Consider the following 16421-nt stretch of genomic DNA (forward strand, 5'->3'; position numbering starts at 1 on the left):
GAACCACCTTTAAGTATTCCCTTCATCTCACCCTTTTCTAATCTCATTTAAAAGAATTGCTGTTGCCGTTGCAATATTCAAGCTTTCGGCTAATGGATCACCGAATTGGGGAATGCCGATTTTTTTTTGGATATTCTGTGCAACGGCATCTGAAATTCCATTAGCCTCATTACCCATAATCAATATACCCGCCTCAGGTAATTTTTCATGATGGACATTAGCCCCATCCATGAAAGCCCCGAAAACAGGCAGTTCCGTCCCTTCAATCAGTGCACCCAAATCTTCATATACTATATTTACCCGAGCTATGGAACCCATTGTTGCCTGCAAGACTTTCGGATTATAGCAATCGACCGTCCCTTTTGAACATATCAGATGTTCGATACCAAACCAATCACATAATCTTATCACCGTCCCCAAATTTCCGGGATCCCTCACCTCATCTAGCGCGACAATCCAATCTTGGGCAAGCACTTTCTTTGGTTTGGGCATTTTAAATACCCCAAGCACACCGCTGGGGCTGCGAAGGGCGCTTATCTTTTTGAGATCTTTTTCTGAAATGATCGATGTCGCCAAACTTGAAAATTGTGCGGCACTATCCCCAACCACATATAAGCCATCGACTTCAAAGTCTGATTTCAACAACTCATTGACGGTCTTTATTCCCTCCACAAAAAAAAGCTGATACTGATTTCGGTATTTTTTTTGATGTAGGTTTTTTATCAGTTTTAGTTGGTTTTTGCTAACCATACGAAATCATGTAATTTTGAACTTTATAAAGCAACGCTTAGTGCCCAGAAAATTTAGGACAAAAATAGGTTTATTATCATTGGTAGTTGTCCTTGCCTCGTGTAATGCGGTAAAAAAAGTTGGTGAAGATGAATTGTTGCTCACCAAGAATACGGTCTATACCGATGGAACGAAAGTGGTTAATGAGGATATCAAGGGGCTTATGGCCCAAAAACCCAATAGTACGTTATTGGGTTATCCATTACGTTTAAACCTATACAACCTTGTAAAAGAAAACCCGGACTCCCTATATCAAGTTTGGCTTACCAAGAAAGAAAATCGAGAGAAACGACTAAATCGCCTTTTATCAAAAAAGCAAGTAAATAGATTGGGGGAATCTTTTGTTGTCAAAGGATATAATAACCTCTTTAAGAGAATTGGTGAAGCCCCTGCGATTATCGATAGTACGAGAACTAAAAAAACCCTTGAGCGATTAGAGGCATATTATGGTAGCAAAGGATATTTCAACAATAGTGCCAGTTACCGTATCAATGAAACCAAACGTAAAAAAAGGGCCGAAATGGATTACAATGTTAATTTGGGTAAACCCTATTGTATTGATTCCATTTCAGAAAACATTGCCTCCAAACCATTAGATTCCCTCTATCGCACCAACATTGACAAATCATTGGTCAAGGAAGGTGAACAATTTGACTTAAAAAATTTCACTAATGAAAGACAACGATTGACCACCCTTTTTCGAAACTCGGGCGTTTACAATTTTCAAGAAAGCTCCATACGCTACAATATCGTTAGGGATACTTCGATAAGCAATGACAATCAAATGATGGACGTGATCTTGGATATCAACAACCTGAACGTGGCCGACGATAGCCTTGCAACTAAAGAATATCAAATAAGTAGATTTGATAAAATCAATATTTATGCCGATTACAGTTTCACTGATGACACCACCAAGTTAAATTCCATTGACTACAACAATTACACTATTTTCTTCAAAGACCAACTTCGCTATAGACCCAAATCACTTACCGATGCGATTTTTTTTGAGAAAGACAGCATCTATAGGGATTTAGATTACGTGCGCACCAATAGGCAAATATCAAACTTGAACACCTTTAAATATCCGTCGGTCAAATTTGAGGAAAACAGTGATGACGCATCACTGACCGCCAATATCTTTCTTGCACCTAGGTCAAAATATTCTTTGGATACTTCTTTAGAACTGTCAAGATCGGACATCCAACAGTTGGGTACCGCATTCTCTGCTTCTGTAATCACAAGAAATATTTTTGGTGGCGCTGAAACGCTAAGTATCTCAGCACGTGGTTCCATAGGTTTATTGGATGACCCTATATCAGATGAGAACTTTACCTCAGAAATTGGAGGGGATATCAATCTCACCTTCCCAAGAATTTGGCTGCCGTTCGACACTGAAAAAGTGATTCCCTACTATATGTTGCCCCAAACCAGATTATCGATAGGTACCAATTTTCAGCAGAATATCGGATTGGACCGGCAATCATTGAACGCCGTTTTAAGCTACAGTTGGTCGCCCACTAGCTTTCAAAAGAATATTTTAGATCTTTTGAATATCGAATTTGTCAGAAATACGGACCCTAACGATTTTTTTCGGGTCTACAACAACACCTTTGGCACTTTGGATAACATAGCAAATGGCTTTGACGGTTTTTTGGACCCCAATGATCCAGACGATAATGATACACAATTTCCAGAATTAGCGGATTTTTTTGAATTACCCCAAAACGGAACAGATCCCAATCCCAGATTGATCATTCCAACTGACAATCCGGATACTCCTGATGGAACGAGCGGTTTTACCAATGCCATTCTTGAGGGAATCGTACCCGCAGATGCTGAGGTAGTGGAAGAAGTTCGCAGTATTGAAGAGCGTAGAAGAAGGTTAACACAGAACAACCTTATATTTACTTCAAACTTCACCTACCAAAAAAACAACCGGGAAAATATCAACGATAATGATTTTTATCGCTATAGCATTCGATTCGAAAGTGCTGGTAATCTATTATCGATTATCTCAAATATTATTCCCTTTGAAACGGATGACATTGGCCAAGAGTTGGTGTATTCCGTTCCCTATTCCCAATATTTCAAGACAGAGTTGGATTATGTCAAGCATTGGAAGTCTGGCAATACCAATGTCATCGCGTTCAGAAGTTTTTTAGGTCTTGCGGTACCTTATGGAAATGCGAACAACATTCCATTTGTTCGCAGTTATTTTGGTGGGGGTTCGAATGACAATCGTGCTTGGAACGTATATACCCTAGGTCCCGGACGCACTCAAAATGTCAATGATTTCAATGAGGCAAACTTCAAGATCGGTTTGAACCTAGAATATCGCTTTCCAATCGTAGGTGCTATCAAAGGGGCCTTATTTGCCGATGGTGGTAATATTTGGAATGTTTTTGATGATGTTGAAGATGAAGATGCCACCTTCAATGGTTTCTCATCGTTGGCGGATGTTGCTTTAGGCACCGGTTTTGGCTTGCGATATGACTTCACCTATTTTGTATTGCGATTGGATACTGGTTTTAAAACCTACAATCCGGCCTTACCGCCATCAGAACGGTGGTTTACGAACTTCAGACCAAGTGAAGCTGTTTTGAATATCGGTATCAACTATCCTTTTTGAATCTGTTTCGTTATTTCTTCCTCCAATATAAATTTCGTTTTATCAATTTGAAAAAGTTGAAATGAGTTCCTTACTTTTGTTCTTTGTTTAAAACCTTTAACCAACGAATTATGTCTCATAATATCAAGCCTGGAGTAGCCACAGGAGATGAAGTACAAGCAATTTTCAAATACGCAAAAGAAAAAGGATTCGCATTACCAGCTGTAAATGTTATAGGGTCAAACACCATTAATGGGGTTTTAGAGACAGCTGCTAGCTTGAATTCACCTGTCATCATCCAATTTTCGAACGGTGGGGCACAATTCAATGCGGGCAAAGGGCTTTCGAACGAAAATCAACAAGCTGCAATTTTAGGTGCCGTTGCCGGCGCAAAGCATGTTCATGAAATGGCGCAGGCTTATGGCGCTACCGTAATTTTACATACGGATCACTGTGCAAAAAAGCTATTACCTTGGATTGATGGATTGTTGGATGCAAGTGAAGCACATTACAAAGCAACCGGAAAATCGCTTTACAGTTCACATATGATAGACCTCTCTGAAGAACCCATCGAAGAGAATATCGAAATATGTAAACAATATTTAGAGCGCATGGCCAAGATGGACATGACCCTAGAAATCGAATTAGGGGTCACTGGTGGTGAAGAAGATGGAGTCGACAACACCGATGTAGACAGTTCTAAACTATACACTCAACCCGAAGAAGTGGCCTATGCCTATGAAGAGCTTTCAAAAATAAGCCCTAGGTTTACCGTTGCGGCTGCTTTCGGAAATGTACATGGGGTATACAAACCTGGCAATGTGAGCCTCACCCCGAAAATATTGAAGAACTCCCAAGAATTCGTATCGAAAAAGTACGGAGTTGAAAATAATCATATTGACTTTGTATTTCACGGTGGATCGGGTTCTACATTGGAAGAGATTCGTGAAGCAATAGGCTACGGAGTGATTAAAATGAATATCGATACTGATTTACAGTATGCATTTATGTCAGGTATTCGTGACTATATGCAAAGCAAAAAAGACTATTTGCAAGCCCAGATCGGCAATCCTGATGGGGATGATTCCCCAAATAAGAAATTCTATGATCCCAGGGTTTGGCTTAGGGAAGGTGAAAAGACCTTTATTGAACGCTTGAAAAAAGCGTTTGAAGATTTGAATAATGTCAATACACTTTAATCAAAATCCCCCACTTTTATGACAGCTTGGTTCAAAAGAAAAGAAAAGGGAATCCAAACCGCTACAGAAGAGAAAAAAGACACCCCTAGGGGGCTTTGGTATAAATCCCCTACAGGTAAGATTGTTGAATCAGAAGATTTAGCAAAGAATTTTTATGTGAGTCCTGAAGATGACTATCATGTTCGCATAGGAAGCAAAGAATACTTTGAAATTCTTTTTGATGACAACAAATTCAAGGAACTTGATGAGAAATTGTCATCAAAAGACCCTTTAAAGTTCGAGGATACCAAAAAGTATTCAGATCGCTTGAAAGCTGCAAAAGCTAAGACAGGGCTAAATGATGCGGTGCGCACCGCAGTGGGAAAATCAATGAATAAAGACCTCGTAGTAGCCTGTATGGATTTTAGTTTTATCGGCGGTTCAATGGGAAGTGTAGTCGGTGAAAAAATAGCCCGGGCAATTGATGTGGCCAAAAAGAAAAAAGCACCATTTTTAATGATTTCAAAGTCTGGTGGTGCCCGTATGATGGAAGCTGCGCTTTCATTGATGCAATTGGCCAAGACCTCAGCAAAGCTTGCACAGTTGGCAGAAGCAAAAATACCATACATATCATTATGTACCGACCCTACAACAGGTGGCACGACAGCGTCTTACGCCATGTTGGGCGATATCAATATTTCAGAGCCTGGGGCTTTAATAGGCTTCGCCGGACCTAGGGTCGTAAAAGATACTACGGGCAAAGAACTGCCAGAAGGTTTTCAAACCTCTGAATTCGTGAAAGAACATGGGTTTTTAGACTTTATCACCCATCGTAGGGACTTAAAGCAAAAAGTGAATCTATATATCGATTTAATTCAAAACCTACCTGTGAGAAAAGAAAAAGAGTTGGCCGATTAGCCAACTCTTTTTCTTTAAATCAAGTTTTATTTTCAATTCTTTAAAAACCTACGTAGAAAAACTTCTTCACTAGAACCATCAGGTAGCGTCAAGATTCCTTTTGCATCACAACTGCCATCGCCAAAATCTAAACTTACGGTATTTTCATTTCGTGTTATATCCAAAACCCCACTTACGATAAATCTACATGAAAGCTCCCTTCGCAATGGTGAGACCACTTCTTTGTCAAATGTATTACCCGCTTTATTCACAAATGTTCTTTTACCTGTGATCAAGAACACATTATCACCCCAAAATCCACTTCCATATCCTTCAATCCATTCGCGGGTTCTTGTACCTGTGAATGAAGCTGTTTCCCCTTCAGGCCATGTCGCATTGAAAGATGCGTTTGCAGTACCTTGCGGATTACCATTTTCATTGGACCTCACCCTAAGAATATCAGCTCCACCCTCAACGCTAACGCCATTGAACGTGAAATTCTCAAGCACTAGGGCAATCGTTTTTTGGGCCAAGGTCATATCCTTAACATAACTTAATTTGATAATTCCACTTAAGGTATTTCCATTGGGCAACTCACAACCCTCACCAAAATCAAGGGTACGTTCTTTGGTCGTATCCGTTACTACAGTGGTAATAGTGACACAATCGGGTAAATAATCAGACCTAAAATCCGCCTTCGATGTTGTTGAAATTTCATCAGCGGCATAAACGTCTTCCGCAATTGCCGTCACTTCTTCTGAAATCAATTCCGATTCATCACTGACCTTCAATTCAGTAGCCGTAATCACAGCTTCACTTGATTCAAATTCAACGGTTTCGGCATCTTCTTTACTACATGAGATTACCATAAGCACTAGACCAATCAATACTACTTTTAAGTTCACTTGTTTGAGACTCTTTTTCATCTTTGTAATTTTTAATGTTTGTTAATTAGGATAAAATACAACGCCAAGAATGTTGACAATTCGATGATAAAGACATTGACCGGTAGTATCTTTATGCATCAAACGCTAAAAAACCTTAACGTTTATTGCTATGACGGTTACCAACCAAAAAGGTTTAATTCTTGTATAAACTTTTTACTTTACAAAAAAGAATTATCTTTGCGCCCTGATTGAAAGACAGTCAGATACATAAAAATCATTTAAAACAATATTGGAATGTATTTAACCAAAGAAGTAAAAGCCGAGATTTTCAAAAAGCACGGCGGTTCTGAAGGGAACACAGGTTCTACTGAGGGCCAGATAGCGTTGTTCACACATCGCATCAACCACCTAACGACCCATCTGAAAAAGAATCACAAAGACTACAATACCGAGCGTTCATTAGTGCGTCTGGTAGGTAAAAGACGATCACTTTTAGATTACTTGAAGAAAAAAGATATCGAAAAATACCGTTCATTGATCAAAGAATTAGGTATTAGAAAATAATATAATGGGAGCATTAATGCTCCCATTATTTTTATCCTTTTATATGTAAAGGACCCAAAGTCCCAATATGTCGTAATTTTTGGGCAAACACAAAAAGCTACTTTTAGTTTTTCATTGGTCACCAGTGCGACAAGCACTTACACAACAACACAACCCGACCGTCCGGATGGCGGTAGACCAAATGTTTAACAAGTCCTTCTTGAATTTATGGGAAGGCAACACAAAATTTTATGATTCCAAAAACTTTTAAAGAGGTCATAGACCTTGGTGACGGTAGGGAAATCTCTATCGAGACCGGAAAATTGGCAAAACAGGCCCATGGTTCTGTTGTTGTACAATCGGGCAAGTGCATGCTTTTATGCACCGTTGTTTCAAATTACAAACAAGCAGATGTGGATTTTCTGCCGCTTACGGTAGATTATCGCGAAAAATTTGCTGCTGCAGGGCGCTACCCTGGCGGATTCTTCAAAAGGGAAGCGAGACCAAGTGATGGCGAAGTACTAACGATGCGTTTAGTGGATCGTGTCTTACGTCCATTGTTTCCAAAAGACTATCATTCTGAAACCCAGGTGATGATCCAATTAATGTCACATGATGAAGATGTTATGCCAGATGCTATGGCTGGTCTTGCCGCATCTGCTGCCATTCAATTGTCTGACTTTCCTTTTGAATGTGCTATCTCAGAAGCAAGGGTTGGCCGTATTAATGGTGAATTTATCATTAATCCGACCAGGGCACAATTAAAAGAATCCGATATCGACATGATGATCGGTGCTTCTGCAGATTCCGTCATGATGGTAGAAGGGGAAATGAATGAGATTTCTGAAGAAGAAATGACCGAGGCCATTAAATTTGCACACGAAGCCATTAAAGTACAATGTGCCGCACAACTAAGGTTAGCTGAAGCCTTCGGAAAGAAAGAAGTACGCGAATATGAAGCGGAAAGAGCAGATGAGGATTTAGCAAAAAAGGTACATGATTTGACCTATGACAAGGTCTATGCCATTGCCAAAGCTGGTTCTGCCAAACATGAGCGCAGTGCTGCGTTTGCTGAAATCAAAGAAGAGGTAAAAGCCACGTTCTCTGAAGAGGAATTGGAAGACTTCGGGGATTTGGTCTCCAAATACTTCTACAAAGCTGAAAAAGCTGCCGTAAGGGACCTGACCTTAAATGAAGGACTCCGTTTAGACGGTAGAAAAACCGATGAGATCCGACCTATCTGGTGTGAGGTTGATTATCTACCCTCAGTGCATGGTTCCTCTATCTTTACTAGAGGAGAAACCCAAGCTTTAGCAACAGTAACCTTAGGCACCTCAAGGGAGGCGAATCAAATTGATATGCCATCTTATGAAGGAGAAGAAACATTCTATTTGCACTATAACTTCCCTCCTTTTTCTACAGGGGAAGCAAGACCAATACGAGGTACTTCACGTAGAGAGGTAGGCCACGGTAACCTAGCACAACGTGCGCTAAAAGGAATGATTCCTGAAGATTGTCCATATACCGTAAGAGTAGTATCTGAAGTATTGGAATCAAATGGTTCTTCTTCCATGGCCACTGTTTGCTCAGGTACGATGGCGTTGATGGATGCAGGGGTACAATTGAAAAAACCTGTGTCAGGTATTGCAATGGGCTTGATTACCGATGGTGAATCAGGCAAGTATGCCGTACTTTCTGATATTTTAGGAGATGAAGATCACTTAGGTGATATGGATTTTAAAGTGACCGGTACTGCTGATGGAATTACTGCCTGTCAAATGGATATCAAGGTAAAAGGGCTTTCTTATGAAATCTTGGTCAAAGCCTTAATGCAGGCCAAAGATGGTAGATTGCACATTCTTGAAAAACTTACTGATACCATTGCAGCACCTCGAGAAGATGTCAAATCATATGCTCCTAAAATTGTCACCAAAATTATTCCTGGTGAATATATTGGTGCGGTTATCGGTTCTGGTGGAAAGGTGATCCAAGAATTACAGAAAGAGACCAATACGACCATAGTTATCAATGAAGACCCAGATACTGAAGAAGGTATTGTTGAAATTTTAGGTACTGGCCAAGAGGGTATCGATGCCGTTATCGCCAAAATTGACGCCCTGATGTTCAAACCTGAAGTGGGTAGTGTTTATGAGGTAAAAGTCATAAAAATGCTCGATTTTGGTGCTGTGGTAGAATATGTTGAGGCACCGGGCAATGAAGTATTGTTACATGTTTCAGAATTGGCATGGGAACGTACCGAAAACGTTTCCGATGTAGTCAACATGGGCGATGTTTTTGATGTTAAGTACTTTGGACTAGACCCAAGGACTAGAAAAGAAAAGGTTTCGAGAAAGGCCTTATTGCCAAAACCGGAGGGTTATGTAGAACGACCCCCAAGAAATGATAGGGGTGATCGAAGGGGCGGTGACCGTCGTGGCGGAAACCGTGACAGAAAGCCCAGAAGGGATTAAACCTTTTTAACTAAAAATGAAAACCCCTTTGTGACCATACAGTCCGAAGGGGTTTTTTAGTTATCCCTGCTCCATTTGGTTTATCAAACAGCTGATTTCGAAATCCAAGCTGGATTTTCGATTATGCGCAACCTTTTACAAGTTTCGCAGACTACTTAAAGAATTAAAAATAAATCAAATGAAAAGAACTTGCTCAATTTTATTATTCGGGTTTTTATTACTGATTTTCCAAGCCTGTGAAAGCGATCCTGAAGAATTGACCTTGGAAACACAAGAATTAATCTTGGAAACAAATGATACTGATCAAGAACCGATTTGTCCTGCATATCGCGGCGAAACAAATCCCTCGCCCGGCAACATCTACACCTATGAAATAGTGCCGATAAGTTCAGACCAAGAGCTCTTTAATATTGTGTGGTCCGTTCAACCTAACAATGGAATGGAAATTATCAGTGGTCAGGATACTGCTATTGTGGAAGTAAGTTTTGCGAGCGATTTTGTCTCTGGTGAGCTAACCTTTGAAGTTAATGATATCTGTAAAGGTAAATTACTGATAGGAAGCTGATACATACAAATTTGAAGGTGGAATAAACAAAATGGCTATTAACAAGCCTATAAATCGGAAATGAAAAAGTTTCTGAATTATCCAGTTAACCCCTTAGAAAATTAGATAGAAGAAGGCTATAGGAATTTGAAAAACCTGAAAGAATCAAACATTTCTTTCCAATCAGTGATTTAAACTTTAGTCCTATACTTGGGTCTTTTGTTTCAGGATGTTTGAGTGTCTTACGATAAACTGAATTTTTTAACGCAACTTTTCTGCGCAATGGTAGACTACCCTATAAACAATCCAATTACCATGCTTAAAATCCATTTGAAATTTTATTTCACACAATTAATCTGTTTGTTCATACTGTGCCTCTTAGGTTGCAGTGAAGATGAAAACAATGAAACATCCCCATCTACAACTTCATCGGAAATACAAGTAAATGGTGTAAGTTTCAATCAGTGCGATCAAGAAGAAATAGACAATCACCCCGGTACTATTTGTTGTATTTCTGGACCATTGGAAGCGTCACCCAATGAAACCATCTCTCTTGAATATTCGAGTAATTTACAAAACCCAAGCATCACTTGGGAAGTGGTTTCTGGCGAACTATCGTTGGTAAATATCCTAAATTCAAATACGGCCACTTTTGATGTCTTAGAGGGCTTTAGTGGAGGTTCTGTAAAAGGTTATGGCGACACAGGGAAAGATTGTAGCGTAGTAATTGAAATATCCTTGAAGTAAACGTTTCCATAATCCCTTAGTGTTCAAGCAAATCGTATAAAAATTGAAAGGCGGGTCATTTGCCTTGAAATTACTATAGCCTGATTATCTAATTCAATTTTGTATTGATCCAGACCCAAATTAAAAATGAATATCATTATGAAAACAAGCACTTACTTCATACTAATACTACTTATCGCTTCTGGTTGTTCAGAAGACAATACCATTGATGAAGAGTCTATTACTGACGATGATGTTGCACAACTTATCTCAAGAACCATAACTTTTTATCAAGACGATATCTTGAAAACCACCACAAAACAGTTCTTCGTAGATGGCAAACTTTCAAAATCTGAATCATCTTCCGGCGATTATCACCTTTACACCTATGGAGATAGTGGTCGACTAGAAAAAATTGATTACTATGCAGAAGGTGATGAACTTCAGACTATTATAGAGTATACTTATGATGCGCAAGGGAAAATGATCACTAGATTGGCAACACCAATATCCGATTTTGAAAATACCGTTCCTTTTGAAAGAACTTATTCTTACGACGAGGATCATATCACAGGTAACCTAAAATTCTACGACCAAAATTATAATCTTGTTATTTTAGACACCATCACATTCAATACAAATTCAGTGGGATTAATCTCAAAAAGTGAAAAATTGAATGATTTCCAAGAACCTTGGGGTGCCGAAATAACCTATCAAAATGAATCACCTCGCTTATTTGAATATTATGGTTGGCGTACCGATTTTGAAGGAATAGTAGAATACTCCTATTCTGAGGATATTAACGTAGGTGTCTATCCGATAGCAAAATTGATGTTTGGGGAGAATTGGAAAAACAATATGGTTCTCAATGATGGATCCGTGCTATACCATACCACTTTTGGAGTCTTAAGCAATCAGTATTTGACCGGTTATACCTATTGGAATACGGAAAAAACGGAAATAAAGGAGAACGTTACCATTGACTACGAATTCGATACTAGTGGTAAATTAATACGAAAAATATATTACGAAGAGAATTTATTTATGGGTCGCACCTATAAATACGATACAACTTATGACTATAATTAACTTTTTCATTTCAACTGGTCAGTATGGTAATCAAAATCCAAATATAGCTATTGGATCCAATCATTAAGAAGTGTATTGAGAAGGATGGTAGGGCTCAAGAAGAGCTCTACAATAAGTACCGTAAAAAGCTATTCTTGATATGCTTAAAATATACCTCTAGCGAAACCGAAGCAGAAGACCATTTACATGATACGTTCATAGAAATATTTGAAAAAATATCAAAGTATAAAGGCAAGGGTTCTTTCGAGGGATGGATGAAACGAATAGCAATTAATAAAGCTATAGATAAGTATAAAAGGAAAAAAGTATTCGGATTAGCTGATCATACCCTAGAAAATTTGACCGAAGAAGTCTATCTAGATTTTGAGAACCCTGAAGTACCAATTGACAAACTGATGGTATTTATACAAGAATTACCCGAACAATACCGTCTTATTTTCAATTTATATGAACTTGATGGGTATTCTCATCGTGAAATTTCGAAAAAGGTCGGTATAAGTGAAAACACCTCTAAATCGAATCTCTTTCGGGCCAAGGTGAATTTAAAAAAGCGTATTTCTGCTTATCGAATAACTATTGTAAAAAAACAGCGTCGTGGCGAGTAAGAAAAAAATTGGGGATTTTTTTAAAGAGGGTCTTGAAAAATCTGATTTTGAGCCACGTAACGATTTGTGGACAGAAATAAACAAGACACTACAAAAAAGAAAAAAAAGAAGGTTCTTTTGGTATTATTTCGGGTTATTGGCATTTATATTCCTACTAATTCCATCAATATACCTATCCGTTTCACCTTATGATGACCCTGAAGGTTCAAGAACAGATAAAAAAAATATACCCCTAGAATCAAGAAAGGTTTTTAAAGAAGGTACAATAGGCCATGAAACCATAAATCAAAAGCAAAAGCAAAAGCAAAATGGTAATGAAGGGACAATTCCACAAAAAAGCCAAAAATACCCGAATAGTTCCAATTTTTTTTCTGTATCTAAAAACTACATCGAAGAGACTGTTCCATCGGGGCTAAACGAAAAACAAATTGATGAACCATTCAATGACACCCAAAGAAAACTTGCAACGACCATTCAAGGGAATGGAAAGAGACAATTGGACAGTGTAACGAGCAATGTCAAAGATACACTGCTCGACAGTACGAAAATAAGGAGACCCAAAAGAAAAGCCACATCAAAAGAACCTGAGATCCTAAAAAAAGATTCGCTGACAAAATGGATTGTCACCTTACAAGGGGGCGTATCGACAAGCGGCTACCTGACCAAACAAAATCCCTTATTGCCACAAATGATTTCAAAAAGTGGAAATTTTGTTGTTTCCCCATCATTAAGAATTCTATTCAAAACCCCCGTAAATGAAAATATAGCGATACGATTTGGAATAGGTCACCAAGAATTCAGGTATAATGCCACTTACATACCACGATCATCCAATAGCAATTCTTTCGGAGGTTTGCTCACATCAAACATAAATCCTCCGATTAACCCGGTGTCCAATGACCTTGCCAATACCGTTGAAATAGGCGATCCTATAACAGTAGACCATCGCATCAGGTACCTTCAGTTACCCATTGAAGGTGTTTTCAAACTTAATTCAAATAAAATAACACCATATGTGACTTCAGGAATTGATTTTTTCATCCTTCAAGACGATGATATTACTTTATCAACCACAAATTCCAATGATTTTAGAGTAGGCAGTGCCTCATATTTATCTCGATTGTCCTTAGCAGCCCATCTTGGCGCCGGTATAGAATACCCCATTGCCAATAGTATCTATATTCAACTTGAGCCTACTTTTACATATCAATTAGGCGGATATAGAAATGGAATCGAACATCCATACCCCTATTATTTTAATGTTTATTCAGGTATTTCAATCAAGTTTTAAGCATTTTTACCGACATATGCCCAAAATTAATTTTACCAAATTGTAACTTTTTGCGTTTTCTTACGTATAAGTACATGAGCGCAAGCTTGTAAACTTAATTTGAAGGAGAAATTTAGATGAGACAGTTAAAGATTACAAAACAGGTTACCAATAGGGAAACCGCATCTTTGGACAAGTACTTACAAGAAATTGGAAAAGTTGACTTGATTACCGCTGATGAAGAAGTAGAATTGGCACAACGCATCAAGGCAGGCGACCAGATCGCTCTTGAAAAACTTACAAAGGCCAATCTTCGATTCGTGGTATCCGTAGCCAAACAGTACCAAAACCAAGGACTCACTTTACCGGATTTAATCAATGAGGGCAACCTTGGCTTGATTAAAGCCGCACAACGTTTTGACGAAACAAGGGGTTTTAAATTTATCTCTTACGCCGTATGGTGGATTCGCCAGTCTATTTTACAGGCCTTGGCAGAACAATCGCGTATTGTTCGTTTGCCGTTGAATAAGATTGGTTCCATAAATAAAATCAACAAGACCTTTGCGTTTTTAGAGCAGGCACACGAACGTATGCCTTCTGCTGAAGAAATCGCAAAAGAATTGGATATGACCGTTGAGGATGTGAAACAGTCCCTAAAGAATTCAGGGCGTCACGTATCTATGGATGCCCCACTTATTGATGGTGAAGATTCCAATCTTTATGATGTATTGCGTAGTGGTGAATCGCCAAATCCGGATAAGGAACTACTTCATGAATCTCTGCGAACTGAAATAGAACGCGCGTTGGAGACATTGACCCCGCGAGAGGCAGATGTCATACGGTTGTATTTTGGTCTTGCGGGCCAGCATTCCATGACCTTGGAGGAAATTGGTGAAACTTTTGATTTGACAAGGGAACGTGTACGTCAAATTAAGGAAAAAGCAATTCGCAGGTTAAAGCACACTTCTAGAAGTAAGATTTTAAAGACCTATTTAGGGTAGCCCTAAAAAATTACAGTTAAATAAAGCTTAAATTTGATTTTTGGCAAGAATATTGTAATTTAGTATACTACAACAGTTATCATGACTGTTCGTTTTTTGATTGATGAATAAACTCCGGCTGATTACCGGAGTTTTTTCATTTTATGACCTTAATGTAATTACTACCTTTGCATTTATGAATACAAAACTAGTGGCACCGTCCCTTTTGGCATCAGATTTTGCCAATTTACAGCGTGATATTGAAATGGTCAACAACAGTGAAGCCGATTGGTTTCATCTTGATGTTATGGATGGCCTTTTCGTGCCTAACATTTCATTTGGAATGCCCGTGGTAAAATCCATTCAAGAACATGCAACAAAACCTTTGGACGTTCATCTAATGATCGTTGACCCTGACCGTTATATAAACACTTTTGCTGAACTCGGAGCTGCCACCCTCACGGTTCACTATGAAGCTTGCACCCATTTACACCGCACATTACAAGCCATTAAAGCAGAAGGAATGAAAGCTGGTGTGGCTTTGAATCCGCACACATCGGTTGATTTATTGGAAAACACCATTCAAGATATTGACCTAGTCTGTATCATGAGCGTAAATCCTGGTTTTGGCGGACAATCCTTTATTGAAAACACATATGATAAGGTCGCCAAATTAAAGAACCTGATTACGACAAAAAAAGCAACTACCTTAATTGAGATTGATGGGGGCGTCAATGCCGCTAATGCTAAAAAACTTACTAATGCAGGTGCCGACGTACTAGTAGCCGGTAGTTTTGTATTCAAAAGCGATCACCCCACACAGACCATTGAAAATTTGAAGCAAATCATCAATTAATGCAGAAATTGGATGTTGTTATTATTGGTGGAGGCCCAATCGGCATCGCCTGTGGATTGGAAGCACAAAAGAAAGGCCTCTCTTATCTTATTATTGAAAAAGGCCCGATTGTCAATTCCCTTTTCAATTACCCTGCAAACATGCAGTTTTTTTCATCCTCAGAAAAACTGGAGATTGATGACATTCCATTTATAAGTAAAGAAGCGAAACCCAAACGCAACGAAGCCCTTGAATATTATCGTAGGATAGTTACCTCAAACAATCTTAAGGTCCATCTTTTCGAAAAAGTCAGTAGCGTAAAAAAAATTGACAATAGTTTCACAATCGCAACCGACAAATCAAATTACCAAACGTCAAATGTGATTGTTGCGACCGGATTCTATGACATTCCGAATAAAATAGGTTGTCTAGGTGAAGAGCTACCCAAAGTTTCCCATTATTACAAAGATCCCCATTTTTATGCCAGTCAAAAACTTGCAGTAGTGGGCGCCAGTAACTCGGCCATAGATGCCGCACTTGAATGCTATCGAAAGGGGTCAGCCGTTACTTTGATCATACGAGGGCCAGAAGTTGGTCAACGTGTTAAGTATTGGGTAAGACCCGATATCATCAATCGCATCAAAGAAGGCAGTATCAAAGCCTATTATAATTCAACGGTAAAGGAAATCACTAAAACCGATATCATTATCAATACGCCCGAAGGTGAACGAGTACTTAAAAATGACTTCGTTTTAGCACTTACGGGGTATATGCCCGATTTCGCATTTCTTGAAAAACTAGGTATCGCGCTTTCGAAGGATGAAAAACTATTACCTACCTATAACCCTGAAACGATGGAGTCAAATATAAAAGGACTTTACCTAGCTGGCGTAATATGTGGCGGAATGGAAACGCATAAATGGTTTATTGAAAACTCAAGGATACATGCACCCATGATCATCAATGCTATTCTTCAAAACAACATCAAATAATCAG

15 protein-coding genes are annotated in these 16421 nt (G+C 38.9%); 13 read left to right on the forward strand and 2 right to left on the reverse strand.

Annotated elements, in window-relative coordinates; genetic code table 11:
* Positions 1-27: 27 nt before the first annotated feature.
* Positions 28-750 (reverse strand): TrmH family RNA methyltransferase, encoded by a 723-nt coding sequence (locus tag AACM45_RS05830; protein WP_339141366.1) that lies wholly within the window; start codon positions 748-750, stop codon positions 28-30.
* Positions 751-766: 16 nt separating this feature from the next.
* Here AACM45_RS05830 and tamL point away from each other — a divergent pair, with 16 nt between their 5' ends.
* From tamL to accD, 3 genes are all read left to right on the forward strand, one after another.
* Entirely contained in the window at positions 767-3421 is a 2655-nt protein-coding gene (gene tamL / locus AACM45_RS05835; RefSeq protein ID WP_339141367.1) for a translocation and assembly module lipoprotein TamL, read from the forward strand.
* Positions 3422-3531: 110 nt separating this feature from the next.
* The gene (gene fbaA, locus AACM45_RS05840) at positions 3532-4599 is read left to right on the forward strand and encodes a class II fructose-bisphosphate aldolase (protein ID WP_339141368.1); all 1068 of its coding nucleotides are present in this window, start codon (positions 3532-3534) and stop codon (positions 4597-4599) included.
* Between the two features lie 18 nt (positions 4600-4617).
* Positions 4618-5496 (forward strand): acetyl-CoA carboxylase, carboxyltransferase subunit beta, encoded by an 879-nt coding sequence (accD, locus tag AACM45_RS05845; RefSeq protein WP_339141369.1) that lies wholly within the window; start codon positions 4618-4620, stop codon positions 5494-5496.
* Between the two features lie 32 nt (positions 5497-5528).
* Here the strand turns inward: accD and AACM45_RS05850 are convergent, their stop codons facing one another.
* Positions 5529-6401: a hypothetical protein gene (locus AACM45_RS05850; protein WP_339141370.1), complete on the reverse strand. Its 873-nt coding sequence runs from the start codon at positions 6399-6401 to the stop codon at positions 5529-5531.
* 255 nt (positions 6402-6656) lie between these two features.
* Between AACM45_RS05850 and rpsO the strand changes: the two genes are divergently transcribed.
* The 10 genes from rpsO to AACM45_RS05900 all read left to right on the forward strand — a co-directional run bounded on the left by rpsO (position 6657) and on the right by AACM45_RS05900 (position 16417).
* A complete protein-coding gene (gene rpsO / locus AACM45_RS05855) occupies positions 6657-6926 on the forward strand; it encodes a 30S ribosomal protein S15 (protein ID WP_339141371.1) in 270 nt (89 codons plus the stop codon).
* Positions 6927-7156: 230 nt separating this feature from the next.
* Positions 7157-9376, forward strand: a complete 2220-nt coding sequence (locus tag AACM45_RS05860; RefSeq protein WP_339141372.1) for a polyribonucleotide nucleotidyltransferase — start codon at positions 7157-7159, stop codon at positions 9374-9376.
* A gap of 178 nt (positions 9377-9554) precedes the next feature.
* Positions 9555-9941: a hypothetical protein gene (locus tag AACM45_RS05865; protein ID WP_339141373.1), complete on the forward strand. Its 387-nt coding sequence runs from the start codon at positions 9555-9557 to the stop codon at positions 9939-9941.
* Positions 9942-10235: 294 nt separating this feature from the next.
* On the forward strand, positions 10236-10667 hold the full coding sequence (locus tag AACM45_RS05870; protein ID WP_339141375.1) for a hypothetical protein: 432 nt from the start codon (positions 10236-10238) through the stop codon (positions 10665-10667).
* Between the two features lie 138 nt (positions 10668-10805).
* Entirely contained in the window at positions 10806-11735 is a 930-nt protein-coding gene (locus tag AACM45_RS05875) for a hypothetical protein (RefSeq protein ID WP_339141376.1), read from the forward strand.
* Positions 11736-11785: 50 nt separating this feature from the next.
* Entirely contained in the window at positions 11786-12340 is a 555-nt protein-coding gene (locus tag AACM45_RS05880) for an RNA polymerase sigma factor (RefSeq protein ID WP_339141377.1), read from the forward strand.
* Positions 12330-13631: a hypothetical protein gene (locus AACM45_RS05885; RefSeq protein WP_339141378.1), complete on the forward strand. Its 1302-nt coding sequence runs from the start codon at positions 12330-12332 to the stop codon at positions 13629-13631. Before AACM45_RS05880 ends, AACM45_RS05885 begins: the two co-directional genes overlap by 11 nt.
* Before the next feature lie 116 nt (positions 13632-13747).
* Complete coding sequence (locus tag AACM45_RS05890) at positions 13748-14611, forward strand: sigma-70 family RNA polymerase sigma factor (protein ID WP_149277351.1); 864 nt, start codon at positions 13748-13750, stop codon at positions 14609-14611.
* A 175-nt stretch (positions 14612-14786) separates the two neighbouring features.
* A complete protein-coding gene (gene rpe, locus AACM45_RS05895; RefSeq protein ID WP_339141379.1) occupies positions 14787-15446 on the forward strand; it encodes a ribulose-phosphate 3-epimerase in 660 nt (219 codons plus the stop codon).
* Positions 15446-16417 carry a YpdA family putative bacillithiol disulfide reductase gene (locus AACM45_RS05900; RefSeq protein ID WP_339141380.1) on the forward strand — a complete coding sequence of 324 codons (972 nt, stop codon included), beginning with the start codon at positions 15446-15448 and terminating at the stop codon, positions 16415-16417. The genes rpe and AACM45_RS05900 overlap by 1 nt, the downstream gene beginning before the upstream one ends.
* Positions 16418-16421 lie beyond the last annotated feature (4 nt).

It is taken from the genome of Croceitalea sp. MTPC5 (assembly GCF_036985505.1).
Classification (GTDB): Bacteria; Bacteroidota; Bacteroidia; order Flavobacteriales; family Flavobacteriaceae; genus Croceitalea.

Coding starts and splice junctions, on each gene's coding strand:
- AACM45_RS05830 (WP_339141366.1), bottom strand. CDS start 750: ATGGTTAGCAAAAACCAACTAAAACTGATAAAAAACCTACATCAAAAA.
- fbaA (WP_339141368.1), top strand. CDS start 3,532: ATGTCTCATAATATCAAGCCTGGAGTAGCCACAGGAGATGAAGTACAA.
- accD (WP_339141369.1), top strand. CDS start 4,618: ATGACAGCTTGGTTCAAAAGAAAAGAAAAGGGAATCCAAACCGCTACA.
- AACM45_RS05850 (WP_339141370.1), bottom strand. CDS start 6,401: ATGAAAAAGAGTCTCAAACAAGTGAACTTAAAAGTAGTATTGATTGGT.
- rpsO (WP_339141371.1), top strand. CDS start 6,657: ATGTATTTAACCAAAGAAGTAAAAGCCGAGATTTTCAAAAAGCACGGC.
- AACM45_RS05860 (WP_339141372.1), top strand. CDS start 7,157: ATGATTCCAAAAACTTTTAAAGAGGTCATAGACCTTGGTGACGGTAGG.
- AACM45_RS05865 (WP_339141373.1), top strand. CDS start 9,555: ATGAAAAGAACTTGCTCAATTTTATTATTCGGGTTTTTATTACTGATT.
- AACM45_RS05870 (WP_339141375.1), top strand. CDS start 10,236: ATGCTTAAAATCCATTTGAAATTTTATTTCACACAATTAATCTGTTTG.
- AACM45_RS05875 (WP_339141376.1), top strand. CDS start 10,806: ATGAAAACAAGCACTTACTTCATACTAATACTACTTATCGCTTCTGGT.
- AACM45_RS05890 (WP_149277351.1), top strand. CDS start 13,748: ATGAGACAGTTAAAGATTACAAAACAGGTTACCAATAGGGAAACCGCA.
- rpe (WP_339141379.1), top strand. CDS start 14,787: ATGAATACAAAACTAGTGGCACCGTCCCTTTTGGCATCAGATTTTGCC.
- AACM45_RS05900 (WP_339141380.1), top strand. CDS start 15,446: ATGCAGAAATTGGATGTTGTTATTATTGGTGGAGGCCCAATCGGCATC.